Raw genomic sequence first — 18,513 nt, forward strand, 5'->3', positions numbered from 1 at the left:
ACTGGCTTTTTTCATCCTTATTCCTTGAACATCATTAGGAAGGTTTACTCATGTTTCCTAACGCCCTTCGTGCCCTGCTACTCTTTATCTTCAGCGCACTATTGGTTGGCTGTGCCCAGCCCTACCCGCAAGTTGAACCGGATTTTGAAGCCAATTGGCAAACTACTCAGCATCAAGCCGAAGTTTACTTAATTCCTAACGCTCCGGAAGCCTTTGCGCGTCGCGTTGAACTGGTTAGAAATGCTCAGCAAAGCATCGATATGACTTACTTTTCTTGGGAGAGTGACACGCTTGGTTTGATGCTACTCAATGAACTCAAGCAAGCAGCAGATCGAGGCGTGCAAATTCGACTCACTCTCGATGATCTATTGGTTTTTAACGAGAAATGGCTTGCTGATCTCAGCGCTCACGACAACATTCAAATTCGTTTATTCAATCCGTTTGATTCACGTAAGTCAGGTTGGATTGGTCGCGCCGTCAACTTCTCTACTCATCAACAACGTTTGGACAATCGTCTGCACGAGAAGTACTTCAACGTCGACCATCAATGGATGATTCTAGGTGGACGCAACATTGGCGACGACTATTTTGGTTACAGCCGCAAAGCCAACTTCTTTGATATGGATGTCTTGTTCAAAGGCAGCATTATTCGAGCGTTCGACCAGAACTACCAACAGCTTTGGGACAGCCAGTATGTTACGCCAATAGAAAACATCGTTAACGTTACCCCAAACTATTCCGCGTTTACTAAAGCGCTTAATAAAGGTGAGAAAGACAAAAGCATTATTCTGGCGGAAGTTGAAAAACAAGTTAAGCAACTGACCAGTCCCGAATTCATCACTGCGCAAGTCACCCCCGTTTTCGACTCATTAAACAAGTTAGCAAACAACAAGCCCTACTTTAGAAAACGTGCAGAACACCAAGTTTGGCAACAAATAACCACTGCATCCAAAGCAGTGATATCAACGCCTTATGTGGTACCAAGTGATGGTGAATTTGCCTTTATTGATACCTTGATGGAGCAAAAAGCGGACATCACGTTAATGACGAACTCGTCTGCATCTAACGACTCTGGCTTTATTCCGGCTTATTACGAGGAGCACCGCCAAACCTTGTTGGATAAGGGCGTTCATATACTTGAGTACAAAAACCAAGCGAAAAATGATGACCATTACTTCCATGCGGATACTTATTATCACAACAAGACGGTGATACTTGATGATCGGCTGACTTATATTGGCTCATCAAACTTCGACCCAAGATCGGATTTCCTCAATGTGGAATTTGGTGTGTTGGTCCAAAGCGAAGCCTTTGCAGAACATGTCATGCACTACTTAACTCGACAACAAGATGAACTGTTTTGGCGAGTATCTCGAGATGGACAAGGCCAAACTCAGTGGCAATCAATGCATGAGATCCATACTAAGAATCCAAACTATGGTGGATGGCATAAGGCGCCTAACTGGATATTCAAGAAACTGAATGGTGAGTTCGAACTCTAAACAATCAAGACTTAAAAAGGCTCTCTATCTGCAAGGATGAGAGCCTTTTTAATGCCGCTAAAACTGCGTGCCTAGCGAAAAGTGAACGCGGAATTGGTCTCCTTGAGGAGCATCTAAACCATAAGCAAAGTCCACTTTGACGGGCACGTATTTTGAGTTCCATATCAAACTCAACCCTGTACCGCTTTTCCAATCCACCCTATCGTTGAAGGCATCACCAACATCATAAAATGCCCCAAGCCACAGTTGGCGGTAGACCTGGTATTGATATTCCAGCCCAGCAGTAAACATGTAACGAGCACCGGTTAAATCGCCATTTTCATCTCTCGGAGAGATAGACTCATAACCATAACCACGAAGATTGCCATCACCTCCCGCAAAGAAGCGTAATGATGATGGGATATCACTCAAAGTGTCAGCGACATTAATGCCAACATTGGAACGAAAGTGAAACTTGTGTTTTTCACTAATATCCCAAGACAGCACACTGTTGCCCTCAATACGCAGCAAACGAGAATCGGAGAAAAAATTAGGGTCTGAGTATTCCAATGAGTAGACGTGATGGTGCTTTACTTCTAATTGATCGTTCTTGCGATCAAGCAGTGAAAATGTCACCCCCGGTAATAACAACTGTGATTCGTTATTCTCCGACGCTTGTCGATAACTTTCTTGCAAATAACGAACGTGCATGGTGCTTTGCCAATCACTGTCTAACTGCCAGTGTTTTTCAAACGATAAATCATTAGAAAAACTCGATGTGTCTCGATAGTCGACATGCTTAGATTCAAACTGAATCCCGTAGTAATCCGTTAGAACATTTTGGGTGGGAATTTTATAACCTAGTAATAGCGATTGTTCCGGTTTGGAAGCGTACGCTTGTGCCTCAAAACTGTGTCCACGTGCGTTATACCAAGGCTTGGTCCAGTTCAGCGAAGCGCGTAATCCCAAGTCTGTCGAATATCCTCCACCGACTTGCACAATATTGCGTGAATTCGGCTCTGCGAGCACTTCTATCGGCACCTTATAGCCATCGGATGTCTCCTCGAAATCCGCTTTCACAATCACACTGCGAAACCAATCAGTATTGGAGAGGTCGGCCTGATATTGACTCAATTTCAAAGTGTCAAAATCGTCGCCCCACTCAAATGTTCTCATCGCTTCTATTCGAGCCGTTTCGATACCCGACGTAAGAACAGAGAGCTCTCCAAATTGGTAACGAGAACCACTAGAGAAATGCAGATTCACATGGGCTTGATTCAAACTTGGAATGACTTCCAAAGACGATTCGATAAAACGTCCATCTAAGTAACCTTTTTGCTGAGCCAATGAAATCAAGTTTCGCTTTAGCGTATCGTACTCAGAATGAAGCAACGGCTGCCCTTGTTTAAGTTGAGCTTGATTAATCAGTTCGATGAAATCCTGATCGTTACTGGCTTCTCCCGACACAGCAATATTAGATTTTTTGACCAACATCACCTCCCCCGCGTCAACCTCAAGCGTGATGAGATTATTCTCTGATCTCTGAACTCTGAGCTCGGAATGGTAGTAGCCATAAGGGTTTAAGGCATTATTAACCATCTGCATTAGTCGATTTGAGGTAATGTTTGAAACAGAGAGTTTCGTTAGTGGTGTAAGGTGACTTTCAAGATTTTTCTCTAATATTGGTGTTAGCCCTTTGATTTTAAATTGCGCTCCGAGTGCATGATGTAAAGGCATAGAAGCTAAAACTGATATACCTATTATTTGTTTAATGAGAGGAGACACACCGCTACCTAGTTTAGCAATACACTCGACAAGGTTAATGATGGAATGGCATATCAGTTAATCGCGTATGTAGGATTGCTCCCTACGAAATCCTCTCGAGAATTCACGTTTCACAAGTAGATACTTTGAACGATAAATCGGCTCAATCTAGGAAGTGGCAAATCATGCGGTCTGAAATAGGTATACTGTTTGCCAAAAATACAAAACCCAACGCTGAATGGATCTCATCAAGCGTTGGGTTACATTGATAATGTGTTTTTTAATCTAAAAAGCGGTCTGTTAGTAAAACTAGATCGAAGAACAGTTTCCTTTTTCTGCCATGTCTACTTTTAGTACTTCTGCTTTACCTTTGCTTTCGTCTACGAGTTCCACGCCCGCACCACCAACAAATACACCCATTTTAATGTATTGATTAACGAAATAATTACGACCCTCTTCCGTTAAGATAGTTAAGTGATTTTCAGAAAACTCAGACTCTGTACTTACTTGATGTTCTTTATTGCCTTCGACCTCATGGTAGAAAAACACACCAGGAGCGGTTTCACCAATACATTCCCCATCGACGTAAACATACTTTTTAAGTGCTGCTCCGACAAAAGCATCTTCTCGATAAATGTAAATCCCTGCGTTCCCCTTTTGAGGTGCTTCAAATGATTTCATTTGATTTGATACTGTCGAATCAACAGTAGGAACAGAAGCACAACCTGACAAACCCAAAAGGAATGCGGAACACAGAATTACTTTATTTTTCATGTTATTAACCTAGCTACGATAAAATCGCGCCAACCATACTATAAATAAATACGTTCACTTATTGGTATTTTTGAAATTTGTGATTCATCCTATGCAACAGCACTCATTTAACGTATAGATTGAGCAAACATTAGCCATATAATAATCACGAGAATAAAATGCCCTGTATCTAACGATCACTAAATGCCACTTTACTCGCTAGACTGATAAGTAGAATACCTGAAACACCTTCAAGAGTTCTTGAATAACGCTGAGAGTGTGGACGACTAAATACCCAATTACCCACAGATGCGTACAAAACGTTACATGTCGTCGCAAGTACGCTGAACAGCAAGCCAAGTACTAATAATTGCATTGATGTTGAGCTTGCAGACGTATCAATAAATTGAGGCAGAAACGAGAGAAAGAATAGCGCTACTTTTGGATTCAAGACGCTGACGATAACCCCCTGAACCAACACATTTTTATTATTATCAACATTTTTGTTTTCAACGATTTTACTTTCTCCACGCCACATGGACAGTAATGACTGAACACCTAAATAAACTAGGTAAGCGGCCCCTAACCATTTAACAACGCTAAAAGCCAAAGATGAACTCAGAATTATTGCTGACAAACCTAAACATGCCGCTAGTGTATGAAAAAAGTAACCAACACCAAGCCCTAGAGCCGCTTTCAGCCCAGCAGATAATTTACCTTTCATTGTATTGGAAACAATATAAATTACATCAGGTCCAGGAATCATGTTGATAGCGAGACAAGCGACAACAAATAATAATAGTGAGTTTGAATCCATTCTTTTCTCCAAATTAACGTCTTGCGGGATAACATTTCATCGAACTACAAGTAATGCAACGTCCAGGTTTCAATTGGTTATATTTAGTATTAACAACACGTTACTAATACTACAGCACTGCACGAAGAGCACAATCCTGAACAGTGATACGAATTAAATTATGGGCCTTTGTTAGCCCTTTGAATGATAATATTTAGCATCGTTTGGTTATAAGCTTTTTCCAGCCAGAAGCTCTTATGGAAGTTAACATATCGGCTACTTAGTATACTTAATAGACCGTCAAATCAGATAGATTATCTATTCTTATTTCTTCAAGCCTTTTGTGCTTCATTTTCCTGCCTCACTAAGCAGCAACTTAATACTTGCTACACCAAAAAATAACGCGAACACGCCTTCAAAAACTGCTTTGGATCTGAGATAGGTTTGTCTGACCTTTTTATACGCGAAAAGAAAAGCATAGCCAAAGAAAACCAAAGCACTAACCAGCCCTACAACAAAAATGACCGACAACAATTCCAACGGACTGGCCGTAGGAGGAACCCCTATCGAATAAAGCGCACCGAAAAACAGAATAGCCTTTGGGTTAGTTAAGTGAATTAACACTCCGGTTAAGTAGTTACCCTTCTTTGTCGTTACGTATGTTTTGGGTAACTTTAGCTGCTCGATGTTGCAGGCAGAATGTACGGACTTTAAAGCCAAATATAAAAGATAAAATGCCCCACAATATCTAAGAATTTCAAAAAGCCAAACATTGCTATAGAGTATGGTTGCGAGACCAAAAGCGGCTGAGGTTGACCAAAATAAAGACCCCGTTAAAACACCTGCAGCCAAATACCCACCAAAGCGCCGACCGTGGTTCATTGACGTGCCTGCTATCGCAAGAGTTGCAGGTCCGGGGCTAGCGATGGCAGCGATAGCTGATACGACAATCAGTGAATAATTTATCTCTTCCATTTTTACTCTAAGCCTCCAAATGGAGTTTTATCAACACTTATCGCGGAATACTCTATTGAACGTACATCAGAAGCGTAATACTGATTAAAACACCAAGTGTCACGAATCGAGTTGAGATTCTTTGGTATTTTACTGCTCCAAAATAACATCAAATCCGCCATAAATGAGACGCTTTCCATCAAAGGGCATTGGGTTATTATCTGGACTCATTCGAGGATCACCCATGATCCGCAGCCACCCTGAGTCTCGAACTTCTTTTGAAGGCCAGACTACCCACGAAAACACAACGGTTTCGTTGCTTTCAGCGTTAACTGCCATGGGAAATGATGTGATCTCACCATCTGGTACTTCACTCCCCCACGTCTCAACAACCTTTAAGGCCCCAAACTCCCTGAACATTTCTGCTGCTATTTTTGCGTGTGCGATATACTTTTCTTTATTCGCTGTCGGTACTGCAGCGACAAAACCATCAATGTATGACATAAGTAAACTCCTTTCATTGGAGTTATAACCATAGCTCAATAAAAAGAATGCACATGATGCCAAACCATAGGAGCAGGTACGTAATACAGCTTGAGAGCTACATTCCTAGCTTGGACTTTATATACATATTTGAAAGGTATGTGTTTAGATCAAGCTTAGTTAGCATATTTATAATCTCCAAAACACTCGAATACTCAATACGTTCCTCTTCAGCATGCCCGATCCCACCTATTGTAAAGTGAGTAAAGCGGTAATCACGATAAACGTTTTGCAGCTGGCTAGAAATATCTTTGAGTAATCTTTTACTGAGGGCGAATGCAGGGTATTCACTACTTTCTGAAAGCTCTGCTGTAGAGCCAATAGATACAATATTGCATTTATCGTTAAGTGAACCTAAAGCGTTAAGCTCATTGACTAAATTAAGATACCCAATCGGGCCAACATTCATAAACTCAATCAGTTCGTTTGTTGTCAATTCTGAAGACTCTCCCCACATGGACGCCAAATAAACGATGATGTCAAACTCTACACCTTTGAAGCACGTATAATCTGGCTTTTTACCGGGATCAACGTCAATACAAACAGAAGCGACTCCCTCCTCAACTAGCTTTGATCTAGAAATCGTATAAATTTCTGTACCCTGTAAGTTCGTAGCCAAGAACCTTCCTAGACCCTTACTACCTCCAACGATTAAAATCTGCATAACCCTATTCCTTCGTTAAGGTTGTCTTTCATATTATCCGCCAAACTGTGCATTAGGCATCACTTTAACGTTTCTGTTGTTTGCTTCTAGCCCTACTTAGTTCTATCTTCAATTTCATCGAATGGTTCAACTGAAATACGCTCTGCAATTTCACTCATCTTCTTCATTTTTTCTGGGTTACTAGTTCCCCAAAACCGCTCCCAGTCTTCACGTGTTCGCCACTTGGCAATAGTTAAAACCTTTTCCGGTACATCGTAAGCACGAAGCATAAAACTACCAAGCGCCCCATCTACTGACTGATGAATTGAATCTGTCGTCGAACGCCATATATTTTGAAACTCATCCATTTTTTCACTTGGCACACGCCATTCATACACAACTCTAAACATAACACTTCCATTAAAATTTCTAGATTTAATACGGCAAAGTATCAGGAACACTAAGCCAGGTTAATAGATGAATAAAGCAACATAGTAGAGCGTAGAACAACCTAAAAAACAAAGCGTAAACGCTCTAAATCACTCCGATTCGATTAGTCATGCACACATTCAAAGATTTCGTATTGACGTTTAACATTGGCAGTTACTTTTCCCCAATGTGAGGCTTGAACTCTTTCCTGATGTTGCTTAAAAGAGGCTTTGTCGACGAACTCCTCATAGACATCAAAACGAAAAGGATTAGTCGAGCTTTGAGTCACAAGAAAAGTAAGGCAGCCCGGCTCTTCTAACGTGAGCCTTTTGTGAGTTATTAACGCATGTTTTACTAATTCTAAATCCTTTTCCGGAACTAAAATAAAGCCTTTCAATGTTACTTTCGACATATCATCCTCTCGCCCCTGTAACCTTTCGTTAAGAAGTAGCCAACACGCCCTCAATCTCAACCATCATATCGCAAATGTGAATCTCACATGAATTAAAATGCCACGTGTTAGGAATCTATTTCTAATGCCCTATCGACTTACGAGCATAAGGTTATCTCTACCCTTTCTTTGCCTTTACCGATGTTCTTGCGTTTTAATTGAATTTGGCCGACTTCTGATGTGCGCTTTAAATGAGTGCCACCGCAAGGTACTTGCGCAAACCCATCCACTCTCCAATACCTTCTTTCGCTCTCTTGATCGGAAAAGTCACTAATAATAACTGAATCAGAGTTAATCAAATCTTGCACATCAGTTTCAATTTCTTTCAATAGCGGGCCAATACTTTCAGACCACTCGAAATCTATGCGACTCTTATTTTCAGAAATATGCGCGCCTATCTTAACAATGCCTTCCCGACGCTGATAAAACATCTCGAGCACCACTTCAGCCGCAAAGTGTAGCTTCATTAAGGCGTATCTACGCTTCCAATCAATATTCGTAGTTACAATGTCACCAAGAGTAAAATTGGGAGAGGATTCCAATGTGTAAATAAGTCGAACACCTAACTTTTGAGCAATCAAAACCGGAATACCATTAATCGTTCCTTTATCACTCTCTTGGCCTCCAGACTCTGCAAAGAAGATAGTCTGGTCCAATTCAACCTTATTTCCGTCTACATTGGTCACTCTTGAGTTAAGTTCTGTTTGGTAGGGATTAACCCAAAATAATTTCTCGCTCATGCTGCTATCCTTGCAGTAAGTCCTATCCTTGATAGTACATTCAGTGACCACCAAGTCAATTCAAGAAACCTCGCCGTCAAATGTAAGGCTGTGTATAGAGCACGAGCAGGCTAGACCTATTAGATGCGTTTAAGGCCGGATACTAAACGCTGTCTAAGGGTTTAGCTAACAACCCGTAAATTGCGGAATCTGAGACTACTCCATTCACTTCCCAACGCTGCCTTAGGAAACCTTCCTTTATAAAACCTAACCGTTCCAAGACTTTACCTGAAGAAGCATTGTCTGGATCTATCTCAGCCTCGATTCGACGTAGATTCAGTGTTTTGAATGCGTGTTCGATTAATGCAGTTCCCGCCTCTAATACAATGCCTTTACCCCAGAAATGACGACTAACGCCAAAGCCAATTTCTGCGCGCCTAGACTCTTTCACGTGATTAAACAGCATTATCTTACCCAGAAGTTGGGCATTGCTCTTTAGGAAGATGCCTAGTGTCACTTCTGTATTGCTATTCATGGCCTGTGTACTCTTGGCTATAAATGTCCGCGCTTCTTCAATTGAAACCCAAGGGCCAGAGTTCCAATATTTCATGACCTCATGGTCTGAGAAGATGTCAAACAATTCGCTTGCATCATCTTCAACTAGCTCTCTTAGAATTAATCGTTCCGTTTCAATCTTTGTTACTAACATTTTGGAGCCAGCCTTTTGGTTTGTTATTGGTGACGAAAATACAATAAAAGTGTGAGACACGTAATACAAATGATTTCGTATGAGACTTTTAAACAAGCTCAACGCACGGTAAAAGCGCCACGTGTCACGATTCTATATTGAAGCAAATTTTAGACATTCAAGTGCGTCAACAAGTAACCGCTGAACGCATCAAAGCTTGGAGTGAGTTGATCATAAGTCCTAAACTCAGGCTCAAAATAGTCCATATACTTTATTATCGCTTAGTGACGATTTCCTTCAGTACTCTGGCTGGGTTGCCACCAACAACGACATTGTCTCCAAAACTCTTTGTAACGACTGCGCCAGAGGCTACCACCACGTTGTTCCCAAGTGTTACGCCAGGGTTGATTACGGCATGGCCACCTATCCAACAATTGTCACCAATGTTTATGGGCTTTGCTAGCTCTAAACCACTATTCCTCTCGATAGGATCTAAGGGATGAGTCGCAGTATAAATTCCAACTTGAGGCCCAAGTAAACAGTTATCACCAAACTTAACTTCCGCAACATCCAAAATCACACAACCAAAATTAGCGTAAAAATTATCTCCAACGTGAATGTTGGATCCATAGTCGCAATTGAAAGAAGATTCAACATGAATATCGTCACCTGTTGTGCCGAACAAGCGCTTAGTTATTTGAACTCGCTTTTGTTTATGCTCAACAGACGTGGCATTCAATTTTTCAGTTAGTAACCTAGCGCTCAACCTTAACTTTAATAACTCTTCATCACTTGGGTCATAAAGCTCACCTGCTAACATTTTCTCTTTTTCTGACATAAAACTTGGACTCCAATACCAATTTTCTTACAACGCTACATTAAGTATGTGAGTAACGCTACCTCCTAAGCGAGGCTGTTCCACCACGAAAACAAAGCCCGACTTGAACGCAAGTCCTCAGCGCTATCAATTTTTTCAACAAACTAGTGCACTACCACCACCGTTCTCACCAACTTATCACCGAGCCGTTGCCTCTTTTTACCAAGAATGAAAATTGAGTCAATAAAACCTAAGAATGGAGTAATAACATTTCGAAAGAGCGACTGAAAAATATTGCACTTTTTACCCGTTCTTGCACTTATAACTGCAATGCCCAAAAGTTTTTTACCCACACTTTGACCATTTGGTAAACAATCAGAAAAAAGGTAATACGATACAGTCGCAGTTACTGCTGTAGCGCGCACAAGCTCTTTTTCAATACCGATTTCTAAGCCGACCCATAAAACGAGAGTAAAAATGCTAAAACTGACAAAAAGATCAATCATTTGTCCAACACACCTAACTCCCGGACTAGCCAAAACGTAATTTTCTAGAGTAAATTTTTCTGCATTTTTCATTTTAAAATTTGGACTAACAATTGCTTATTGGTGAACTAACATTATTGAGACAGTAACATCCCCACTAAACCTAATCCATACTTCCGCAGAGCACGGTCGAACCTAATTTTTCTATCTTTTCAATATATTACCAAGCTCGTTCTAAAGGCTAGATTGGTAATATTTCAACATCTCTTCTTGATTAAGCGCTTTACTTTCTAACTTTTGTTGATCTTTAAAGATTTGAGCTAATGAAGGGAGAATTGAGCGATTTACTTTATAGTCATCAGACCAAAGTTTCCCTCTCATCACCGCTTTCGCACAATGAAAATACATACTCTCTATGACTATTTTGATAACAACCTTAGGATCTTTACTTCCATCGGGGCAAGCAGATATCAAGTTGGCGTCGGTGTGAATACTTGCGATTCCTTTAATACGGAGCACTTCATCAATACCATTTACCATCAATAACAACCCTACCTTGGGGTTACTAATGATATTTTTTAGACTATCGATACGATTGTTCCCCGAGCTATCAGGGAGCAACAATGTTGATTCATCTAAAACTTTTACGAAGCCAGGCTCCCCTCCTTTAGGAGAAAGATCGATATACCCTTGTGAATCAGCGGTACTTAGAACTGCAAAATGGCAGTTATTAATTAATGTAATCGCATGAACATCCAGCACAGGCAGAGCTTTATTTTTAGCTCTCGCACTTGGCTCTGCGTAAATTTCTTTTAACTGCTCTATTGTTTTAATTTCACTCATTCAATGTTATTCCTTCACTATCGTATAATGCTTTGCTTGTAAGCAAGCAGTAACTCTGACTTCTTGTATAGGCACTCGACATAACTCATCGTAAAAATACTACGAGTACAAATTATCTCTTTAATACCTTGTTATCTAAAGATTTAAAGTTTTTCACTAAACTCCCCACACTGCTTACACTTATAACCATGCTTGTAAAAAAACAGTGGAAAACCCAGTAAAATAAAAACTAAGAAAGCTGGGCGTTTACCTTTTGTAAATGCAAATAGATCTTTACTACCACATTTAGGGCAAACGTCTTTTTCTTCATCAACGTCAACTTCATTTCCCAATGATTCTGAGAAATCGCTACTAAGTATTTGTTTCGCATCTTCTGCATCACTTTCGTCCACCATCAGACGGACGCCGCCTATTGCATTTGAATAAAGCCACTGAGTATTTACCGTGTACTCGTCAGCGATGTAACTTTCTATTCCGACACTATCTAGGCTTGCTCTCGCAATATGAGCTTCATGAGGAAAAGAAAACCTTGCTACTACAATCACATATTACTCCTTGTGGGAAAACGCGCTCGTAAGGTATAAGAAACGCTAATTGGAAATGCCATGTATGGTACGCTAGCCTGAGCCGTTTGTTGTACCTAATCACCCAACCACAACTATTGAAACTACATCGACATCAAAACCACATGAAAAAATAACGGCAAACAAACAGCCATATGAGCCATATCGGTGCTTGATACGTTTTTCAACTTTATCACGAGCACGACCATAACCCACACTGTAGCGGACGCTAAGCCTAGATAATTATCTAAGTCATTGTAATAATCATACTTATCAAGGAAAGATAGAAAATTACTCTCTTTAGTTTCCACCGCCTTTCTAAGCACCTCATTTGCAATTGAGCAATAGTATTTCGAGAAACTCAGGAGAGTGAACTGAACGAGTGTTGCTACTATTAAAAATATCTTCATATTTACATCACCGCATAATGCCCCGCTAAGAGATGAGTAATTCAATACAGAAGCCACTAAAAATCATCTTCATCACTCAACGTATTGCGCCGTAAAAATACCACACGTTGCGAATCAACTTTGAGCAGTTTGTTATAACTCTGATTTCGCATTAATGTATAGCTTATGCACATCGTCTGAATTAGAAAAGTCTATACAGTAGGCCAATTTGATCACGTTACCATTTTTTGATTTGTAAATAGCCATATCATATTTTTCCAATAGCTCGCTAACCCCAAAGAATGACTCCAAAGGAAGCTCGGAAAACTCTCTGTAGCCTTGCATCGCCGTTATCGCATCTTTCGCAACAGCTGATCCTTTGTAATTAGTCGCAATGCAAGATGAGAGAGCGAAGTTTTTAAACAGTTGCTCATCGCTTTGAATACTTAGTGGATTCGCGGCCTCTCCTACACTACAAAGAGCAATACTTATGATGGTTACTAGTACTCTACATTTCATAAATTAAACCTTTGCTTCCTAAGAGTTACAGCACATTATTAAGGAGTGAGTATCACAATACAAAACTGCCCCACATCACTTAAATCAACTCATAGTGAAAATGCCATGTGTAACCACTCTTGTTGTGAACCAATTATTAGCCCACTACAGACTAATACATATACCCTAACCAATCTATATGACCAACAGCCCAAGTTTTGCCGCTGATAGGTTTAACATATAAATCATCTAGTTGCTCTACAGCGACACCGTAATTTTTATGTTCGTGAACTCGCAACCAAGAACTTAGAGAGTTAAGGCGCATATAACCATTAGCCACATAAAAACGTTCCAAATCGGAGACTAAAATGATGAAGTCGACATCTTTAGTGGACGCATACTCGCTGAGTTGAGACAACATTTTTGTGCCAATACCTTGTCTTTGAACTGTGCTCTCGACACAAAAGTCACTCACACCTAATACTTTATAAATTTCATCACCAACGCGAACAACTCTGTAGTCTAATCCCATGTAACCAACTAACTGATCACCTTCGTAATTCAGAACTCTCATATGCGGGAGTTGCTTATAGTAAGAGCGAGTAACTTGGTGTTCAGGAAACGACTTGTTTCTAAGAGCTTCAATTGCATTATGCTGCGCTTTAGATAACTCGATTTCTGGGTAAATATCCATATTTGACCTTTGAGTATTAATGACCTTTTGGAGTTGAGCAACGCAATACAAAAGCCGCCGCATACCACCTTAAAAACTAAAACCAACGCATAGTGAAAATACCACGCGTTGCGAATCACTCTGAAACAGTTTGTTAGTTGATGTGACTTCAAATATTACACTAGCCACAGAATATAGATGCCTTATCAGGAACAATATATGCAACTCAATCTACAGTAAGGGGTGGCCATGGGAAAACCCACAGCAACAATAACATCAATGCACATCTGCCCCAAAGTCACCGCTAAAATTCCGCATGTGGGCGGCCCTGTTGTCGTTGGTTCACCCAATGTTAAAATTGGTGGGTTACCTGCGGCTCGAAAAGGGGACCGTCTTGTTTGTGTTGGTCCACCAGATTCCATAAGCCAAGATTCTAGTTTGGTGTTTATCAATGGAAAGCTCGCAGTTCGTATGGGGGCACGGAACGGCTCACGGCAGTAAAATAGTAATTGGAAACCCAACAATGCTCGTAGGAGACAGTGGCAGTCAAGCTTCTACGCCAAAACCTAAAAGTGCTACAGGCTCTGCGACACAGACAAACTCACTAACTAATGATTCAGTTGGGAATATTCCCCGTGAGCAGAAACCAATTGTTAAGGTTAGTGCAGGACAAGCTTCAGGCATAAAAGGGAAACAGAGATCGTGGGCGATCGAACTAGAACCTCCTGAACCGAATACTCTATATGAGGTAACCTCAACTCATGAAGGAAGCCCAGTAACGTACACCTACGAAACCGACGCACAAGGTAGAACAATACGAATAACGGGGAAACTGCAAAAGTCTCCCATTAAAAATCAAGCTATGCGTGATAAACTGCACCGTAATTCATCTACTCAATCAAAGTATGGAGGGGATGACCCAAACTATGATGGTGGTCACTGGCACTTGATGAAGGAAAATACGTGGAAGTAGATATCCGAATTAAGTATGGTAAAGGAGAGACACAATCCAAACTTATTTCAAAGTGGACTGTAAATGGTGGCTCCACCAATCGTTTGGTATTTAAGAATTAAGGTAAATTTATGTTTTCATCAGCGGAAGAAATTTATAACCATATTGGAGGAGCTATCTCGGAGGTGGTTCCCGAACAGTGGTGTGTAGCTTGGGTTGACATTGCTATGAACCTTTCTACTAGAGCGGTATATTTTCAAGACCGGTACTTAGTAGATGCTAACTCAGATGATGTGAAGGATCTCGACATCTATAGTTCTGATAACATTGAACTTGATGATGCCTTTAGTGACTTATTTGATTTAATGTCTAGTAAAGAACAGAGCAAGCCTTGGAATAAAGCTCGTTTTGTTGTTCATCCTGACGGTGATTTTAAAATTGAATTTAAATGGAATGAGGATTGGGCATGGTTAAGTTCATTAGCTCCAGATAAAGATATATATCCTGATAGCGAAACTATGCAATTAATTGAAACATGGGATGGCCTTGGTGAAAATGCTTACCGCCCTTGGTTTGATCCGGATTCAGCCATGTTTAAAAAAGACTAACACAAACTTTTAATAAAACTCCACAACCACTTACGAAATGAAGTAAGTGGTTGTGGCTTCAATCTAAAAGACCTAGCTTATCACCTAACGCCCAATTAAGGGGTGAGTAACGCAACACCTATGTCACAGCAGACCACCTTAATCACTGAACTCAACGCATAGTAAAAATGCCACGCGTTACGAATCCCTCTTGAACAGTTTGTTAGTTGCAATTTTTACCCACTTCAGCTGAACAAGTGATATCGATCGTAGGGCTCAACAGACAAACATGACAATGCTTTTCCACCGCTTCTCCTTGAGCTGATCGCAAAATGTCAGACTCCTTAAAACCACTGCCATTTACTGTAAAGTGTAAGTTTGCCGATTTATATAAACGAGGCTCTGATTCTGTTAGGGCGAAAGTAACCGTATTTTCTAGGCCTTTAACTTCAACACCTTGATCTTGCAGTAACAAGACGACATCCGTAGCACTGCATGAACCTAAAGCCGACAATAGAATTTCCGTTGGGCAAGAGGCTTTCTCAGTTGTAGCGTCAACATTAAACGTAAAGCCGTCTTCAGCTGACACTTTAAAACGACAATCACCATCCACTTTATATTAATACTCATACTTCCCTACTTTTTGATGTCACTATTGTTGATTGCACTTAACGCCTTATTAAGGCGTGAGCAACGCAATACCGAGTCCACCGCATAAAACCTTAATCACTAAATTCAACGCATAGTAAAAATGCCACGCGTTGCGAATCCCTCTTAAACAGTTTGTTATGCGAAATTCGACAATGCTGATTTGTACGCCTTTCTAGCCTCGGTACTTAAGTAGCTATCCATACCTTGGAACAGTTCAAATAGCTCAGCACCATATTTGAGTTTGAACTCTGCACTGCTATAAACAAGCTCTAACTCATTAGCGACCTTTAACTCGCAAAACAATTTCACCATTGCACTGTCGAGTTTGAATGTTGAACCAGTAAATCTGTCTTTAAATTGGATTTCTAGCACTTTGCCAAATTGAGGGAATACATACTTTCGGTCGCATGAGCAATACAAATAAACCAATGCTTCTTCATCATTACCAATAATTCGCGCTATTTCTTGGCGCTGGCTTAGCGACACCATATTTTCATCGAAATCCGCTGTTCCATACGCGGCATGAAAGAGACCTGCGATTTGAAGTAACTCGCTACTACCCCAGTTAATTAGAACTTGTTCAGTGCCTTTCAGGTGTACTTCCAATGAACCGTTAAGGTGCTTAAAGTCACCCGCTCCAAGTTCTTGAAGCATTCCAAATTTATCCATAAATCTCAATTCCCTTTAGGTCGCATAACGCCCTGTTAAGGTGTGAGCAACGCAATACCGACGCTTCCGCACAACACCTTAACCACTAAACGCAACGCATAGCAAAAATGCCATACGTTGCGAATCACTCTTAAATAGTTTGTTATGTAACTTTACTCAACCTGAGTTAACAAGCTCAGATTTTCTAGAAAAAAAGGATCGTATTCCAAAGTAAAACACTTCGCGAGTAAAGGAGACGTCTCATTCTTATAATTAATTGCGGGCTCATATTTTTTTACTAGCCTAGATACTTCAACGAAAGTGTCTGGTGATATAGAATTCATTTGCACTATACCTGCAGAGATATTTCTAATATCACCTAAGTCATAGTTTTTATGTTGAAAGTACTGATATAAACAATTCGCTCTCGCGAATTGTATTAGTCGTTCATCGATATTAGATTGGGGACCAGTATTAGCTTTTAAAGATAATGACATCAGTAAAAGTATGAAAGTCATAACCTTGATCATGTGCACTCCCAGAACAGAACTTTGTGAGTGACTGATGCATACCCTTGGTATACGCATTTATTCCCACCCCATAGGTCAGCATGCCCTGTCGCATCACTCCATCCGTCAACTTGATAGATAATTATGCCCTTACGCTCTTTAATTTTCTCTAGGTGCTCTTCGGGAGTCAGCTCTTCAGGGCTAAAGTATTTTTCTGATAGGTATTTGATAAGAATTTTGACTCGAAAAATATACCAAAATTTATTTTGTCCCGAAGAGACTTGAAGACTCATTTTTCCTTCCGGACTAATCGCGTTGTAACGAGGAATTTTGTGTTCTACGCCGCTACCATTAAGAGCTTTGGAAACTCAAATAGCACAAGCGTTTGAAAATATACCTAGTTCGTACTTCGAACCTACTTTACCACCAATTTTTTTAAAAACCACATTAGCTGGTAAAGCAGGGTAATTGGCACGAAGATTTTCCCATGTTGGCAATTTCATTTTCACCTCAATCCTTAGTAAGTATCTTAAGATATATAATGTGCCGCTGATTCGACCTCATGTAAAAAAGAGAAGAAAATTTTATAATTGAAATCATATTGTTTTGAAACTGACTAATCATGAAGTTACATAACGCCGCATTAAGGTGTGAGCAACGCTACTACGAACCGTAACCTTACCGCCGTAAACACAAAACCCAAAGATGGAACTAAAAATGCCAAGCGTTATGAATCACTCTTAAATGCTTTGTTATGTTTGTTCTAATCTTAGGAAAGAATGAAAAAACCTTTTATTGAGCTATACGTCACATTTTAAACTCACAAAACGTACCCACTAAACAGAAGCAAATATTATGCATCAAAACACCCATTTAAGGCAGAGGACATAGCAGTAAAAAAATTCATGATTCAAGGACTTGTAGTATCTGAAAGTTCTCATAACAGCATCCGTGAAATCAACAAACGAGTTACAAACATGAAGCTACTTTCTGTGCTTGGTGGATCAACCGCGACTTACCAAATTTTCTTCAAAAACACATTTGCTACAGCCACATACAATATATCAACAGCAGATTGGGAAACCTTCGCTCGTGGTGCAACATCAATACCTGTAATTACTCGAAAAATCATAAAGAATGAAGCTTTGATGCACTTTACGAGTAAAACAGGGAAAGAACTTAAATTTTGTCAGTGTACATATGAAAGCTTATAAATCAACGTTACTCTTTGTATTTACCCTCATTACATTTTCAAATTCATTTGCTTTTGATTGTGTAAATGAGCGGGACTTTGTTATTTCTGAAGATCATTGGATACATAGTTTATCACCGGAAATTCAATACTATACTGTCATGTACTTGTCTGAAAAGACGGTTGAGCAATGCTTAAAAGAGAAGCCTTCCGAAAAAACCAAAAAACTAAGGTTAAAACTCGAAAAGGCAATTGGCACTGAAAAGCTGTCTGAAATAGAGAGAGAGTTTATTTTTTTATTTGATACACGGAGTGCGTTTGATGCTTTAGGGCTAGATATAATGAGTGACGACTTTCTGCAAAAACTTAGGGACCACGAGTTCTCTAAAAACTGAGCGTCCCAAAAGCTGGTGTACCCCACAAAACCCAACCTTGAACTGAAAATGCCAAGCGTTTGGAATCACTCTTAAATGCTTTGTTATGGC

Annotated in this window: 24 protein-coding genes and 1 pseudogene; 6 read left to right on the forward strand and 19 right to left on the reverse strand. The window is 40.2% G+C overall.

From position 1 onward, the window contains the following. Nucleotides 1-50: 50 nt before the first annotated feature. Nucleotides 51-1,502 carry a phospholipase D family protein gene (locus R8O70_RS19460; protein ID WP_258624472.1) on the forward strand — a complete coding sequence of 484 codons (1,452 nt, stop codon included), beginning with the start codon at nt 51-53 and terminating at the stop codon, nt 1,500-1,502. A 57-nt stretch (nt 1,503-1,559) separates the two neighbouring features. Here the strand turns inward: R8O70_RS19460 and R8O70_RS19465 are convergent, their stop codons facing one another. From R8O70_RS19465 to R8O70_RS19540, 16 genes are all read right to left on the reverse strand, one after another. Next, on the reverse strand, nt 1,560-3,218 hold the full coding sequence (locus tag R8O70_RS19465) for an autotransporter assembly complex protein TamA (RefSeq protein WP_258624473.1): 1,659 nt from the start codon (nt 3,216-3,218) through the stop codon (nt 1,560-1,562). Between the two features lie 336 nt (nt 3,219-3,554). Continuing rightward, complete coding sequence (locus tag R8O70_RS19470; RefSeq protein ID WP_005377099.1) at nt 3,555-4,019, reverse strand: DUF2846 domain-containing protein; 465 nt, start codon at nt 4,017-4,019, stop codon at nt 3,555-3,557. 169 nt (nt 4,020-4,188) lie between these two features. Beyond that, nucleotides 4,189-4,815, reverse strand: coding sequence for a LysE family translocator (locus R8O70_RS19475; RefSeq protein ID WP_258624474.1), 627 nt, complete (start codon nt 4,813-4,815; stop codon nt 4,189-4,191). A 327-nt stretch (nt 4,816-5,142) separates the two neighbouring features. Next, nucleotides 5,143-5,769, reverse strand: coding sequence for a LysE family translocator (locus R8O70_RS19480; protein WP_053350313.1), 627 nt, complete (start codon nt 5,767-5,769; stop codon nt 5,143-5,145). A gap of 129 nt (nt 5,770-5,898) precedes the next feature. Beyond that, nucleotides 5,899-6,252: a DUF1428 domain-containing protein gene (locus tag R8O70_RS19485; RefSeq protein ID WP_005387184.1), complete on the reverse strand. Its 354-nt coding sequence runs from the start codon at nt 6,250-6,252 to the stop codon at nt 5,899-5,901. 97 nt (nt 6,253-6,349) lie between these two features. Then, nucleotides 6,350-6,955 carry a hypothetical protein gene (locus tag R8O70_RS19490; protein ID WP_258624476.1) on the reverse strand — a complete coding sequence of 202 codons (606 nt, stop codon included), beginning with the start codon at nt 6,953-6,955 and terminating at the stop codon, nt 6,350-6,352. Nucleotides 6,956-7,047: 92 nt separating this feature from the next. Beyond that, nucleotides 7,048-7,344 (reverse strand): antibiotic biosynthesis monooxygenase family protein, encoded by a 297-nt coding sequence (locus R8O70_RS19495; RefSeq protein ID WP_005377084.1) that lies wholly within the window; start codon nt 7,342-7,344, stop codon nt 7,048-7,050. 143 nt (nt 7,345-7,487) lie between these two features. Further along, the gene (locus R8O70_RS19500) at nt 7,488-7,775 is read right to left on the reverse strand and encodes a putative quinol monooxygenase (RefSeq protein ID WP_005377083.1); all 288 of its coding nucleotides are present in this window, start codon (nt 7,773-7,775) and stop codon (nt 7,488-7,490) included. A 137-nt stretch (nt 7,776-7,912) separates the two neighbouring features. Continuing rightward, on the reverse strand, nt 7,913-8,554 hold the full coding sequence (locus R8O70_RS19505) for an alanine--tRNA ligase-related protein (protein ID WP_005377082.1): 642 nt from the start codon (nt 8,552-8,554) through the stop codon (nt 7,913-7,915). Nucleotides 8,555-8,696: 142 nt separating this feature from the next. Further along, a complete protein-coding gene (locus R8O70_RS19510; protein ID WP_318184326.1) occupies nt 8,697-9,242 on the reverse strand; it encodes a GNAT family N-acetyltransferase in 546 nt (181 codons plus the stop codon). 253 nt (nt 9,243-9,495) lie between these two features. Then, nucleotides 9,496-10,059 carry a sugar O-acetyltransferase gene (locus R8O70_RS19515; RefSeq protein WP_005389307.1) on the reverse strand — a complete coding sequence of 188 codons (564 nt, stop codon included), beginning with the start codon at nt 10,057-10,059 and terminating at the stop codon, nt 9,496-9,498. 143 nt (nt 10,060-10,202) lie between these two features. Beyond that, a complete protein-coding gene (locus tag R8O70_RS19520) occupies nt 10,203-10,616 on the reverse strand; it encodes an RDD family protein (RefSeq protein WP_021707760.1) in 414 nt (137 codons plus the stop codon). A 141-nt stretch (nt 10,617-10,757) separates the two neighbouring features. Continuing rightward, nucleotides 10,758-11,366, reverse strand: a complete 609-nt coding sequence (locus tag R8O70_RS19525) for a pyridoxamine 5'-phosphate oxidase family protein (RefSeq protein ID WP_005389306.1) — start codon at nt 11,364-11,366, stop codon at nt 10,758-10,760. A 143-nt stretch (nt 11,367-11,509) separates the two neighbouring features. Continuing rightward, complete coding sequence (locus R8O70_RS19530; protein ID WP_053350308.1) at nt 11,510-11,911, reverse strand: DUF2007 domain-containing protein; 402 nt, start codon at nt 11,909-11,911, stop codon at nt 11,510-11,512. A 560-nt stretch (nt 11,912-12,471) separates the two neighbouring features. Then, nucleotides 12,472-12,837, reverse strand: coding sequence for a T6SS amidase immunity protein Tai4 family protein (locus tag R8O70_RS19535; protein ID WP_250154242.1), 366 nt, complete (start codon nt 12,835-12,837; stop codon nt 12,472-12,474). 151 nt (nt 12,838-12,988) lie between these two features. Continuing rightward, a complete protein-coding gene (locus tag R8O70_RS19540; protein ID WP_065274603.1) occupies nt 12,989-13,510 on the reverse strand; it encodes a GNAT family N-acetyltransferase in 522 nt (173 codons plus the stop codon). Between the two features lie 228 nt (nt 13,511-13,738). On the opposite strand from R8O70_RS19540, the gene R8O70_RS19545 reads away from it, so the two are divergent. From R8O70_RS19545 to R8O70_RS19555, 3 genes are all read left to right on the forward strand, one after another. Next, the gene (locus R8O70_RS19545) at nt 13,739-13,990 is read left to right on the forward strand and encodes a PAAR domain-containing protein (protein WP_226084234.1); all 252 of its coding nucleotides are present in this window, start codon (nt 13,739-13,741) and stop codon (nt 13,988-13,990) included. A 22-nt stretch (nt 13,991-14,012) separates the two neighbouring features. Continuing rightward, nucleotides 14,013-14,462 carry a DNA/RNA non-specific endonuclease gene (locus tag R8O70_RS19550; protein ID WP_258624481.1) on the forward strand — a complete coding sequence of 150 codons (450 nt, stop codon included), beginning with the start codon at nt 14,013-14,015 and terminating at the stop codon, nt 14,460-14,462. 110 nt (nt 14,463-14,572) lie between these two features. Then, a complete protein-coding gene (locus R8O70_RS19555) occupies nt 14,573-15,049 on the forward strand; it encodes an immunity protein YezG family protein (protein ID WP_206954901.1) in 477 nt (158 codons plus the stop codon). Between the two features lie 202 nt (nt 15,050-15,251). Here the strand turns inward: R8O70_RS19555 and R8O70_RS19560 are convergent, their stop codons facing one another. The 3 genes and pseudogenes from R8O70_RS19560 to R8O70_RS19570 form a co-directional block, all read right to left on the reverse strand. Continuing rightward, nucleotides 15,252-15,617: an OsmC family protein gene (locus R8O70_RS19560; protein ID WP_238852712.1), complete on the reverse strand. Its 366-nt coding sequence runs from the start codon at nt 15,615-15,617 to the stop codon at nt 15,252-15,254. Between the two features lie 197 nt (nt 15,618-15,814). Then, nucleotides 15,815-16,348 carry a DUF6817 domain-containing protein gene (locus R8O70_RS19565; RefSeq protein ID WP_104975378.1) on the reverse strand — a complete coding sequence of 178 codons (534 nt, stop codon included), beginning with the start codon at nt 16,346-16,348 and terminating at the stop codon, nt 15,815-15,817. 505 nt (nt 16,349-16,853) lie between these two features. Continuing rightward, nucleotides 16,854-17,192: pseudogene (locus R8O70_RS19570) on the reverse strand (T6SS effector amidase Tae4 family protein); the annotation flags it as partial. A 549-nt stretch (nt 17,193-17,741) separates the two neighbouring features. Between R8O70_RS19570 and R8O70_RS19575 the strand changes: the two are divergent. After that, entirely contained in the window at nt 17,742-18,050 is a 309-nt protein-coding gene (locus R8O70_RS19575) for a hypothetical protein (RefSeq protein ID WP_064354026.1), read from the forward strand. Further along, nucleotides 18,037-18,423 carry a hypothetical protein gene (locus R8O70_RS19580; protein WP_064354028.1) on the forward strand — a complete coding sequence of 129 codons (387 nt, stop codon included), beginning with the start codon at nt 18,037-18,039 and terminating at the stop codon, nt 18,421-18,423. Before R8O70_RS19575 ends, R8O70_RS19580 begins: the two co-directional genes overlap by 14 nt. Nucleotides 18,424-18,513 lie beyond the last annotated feature (90 nt).

This window comes from Vibrio sp. 779(2023) (assembly GCF_033344285.1).
Lineage (GTDB): Bacteria > Pseudomonadota > Gammaproteobacteria > Enterobacterales > Vibrionaceae > Vibrio > Vibrio alginolyticus.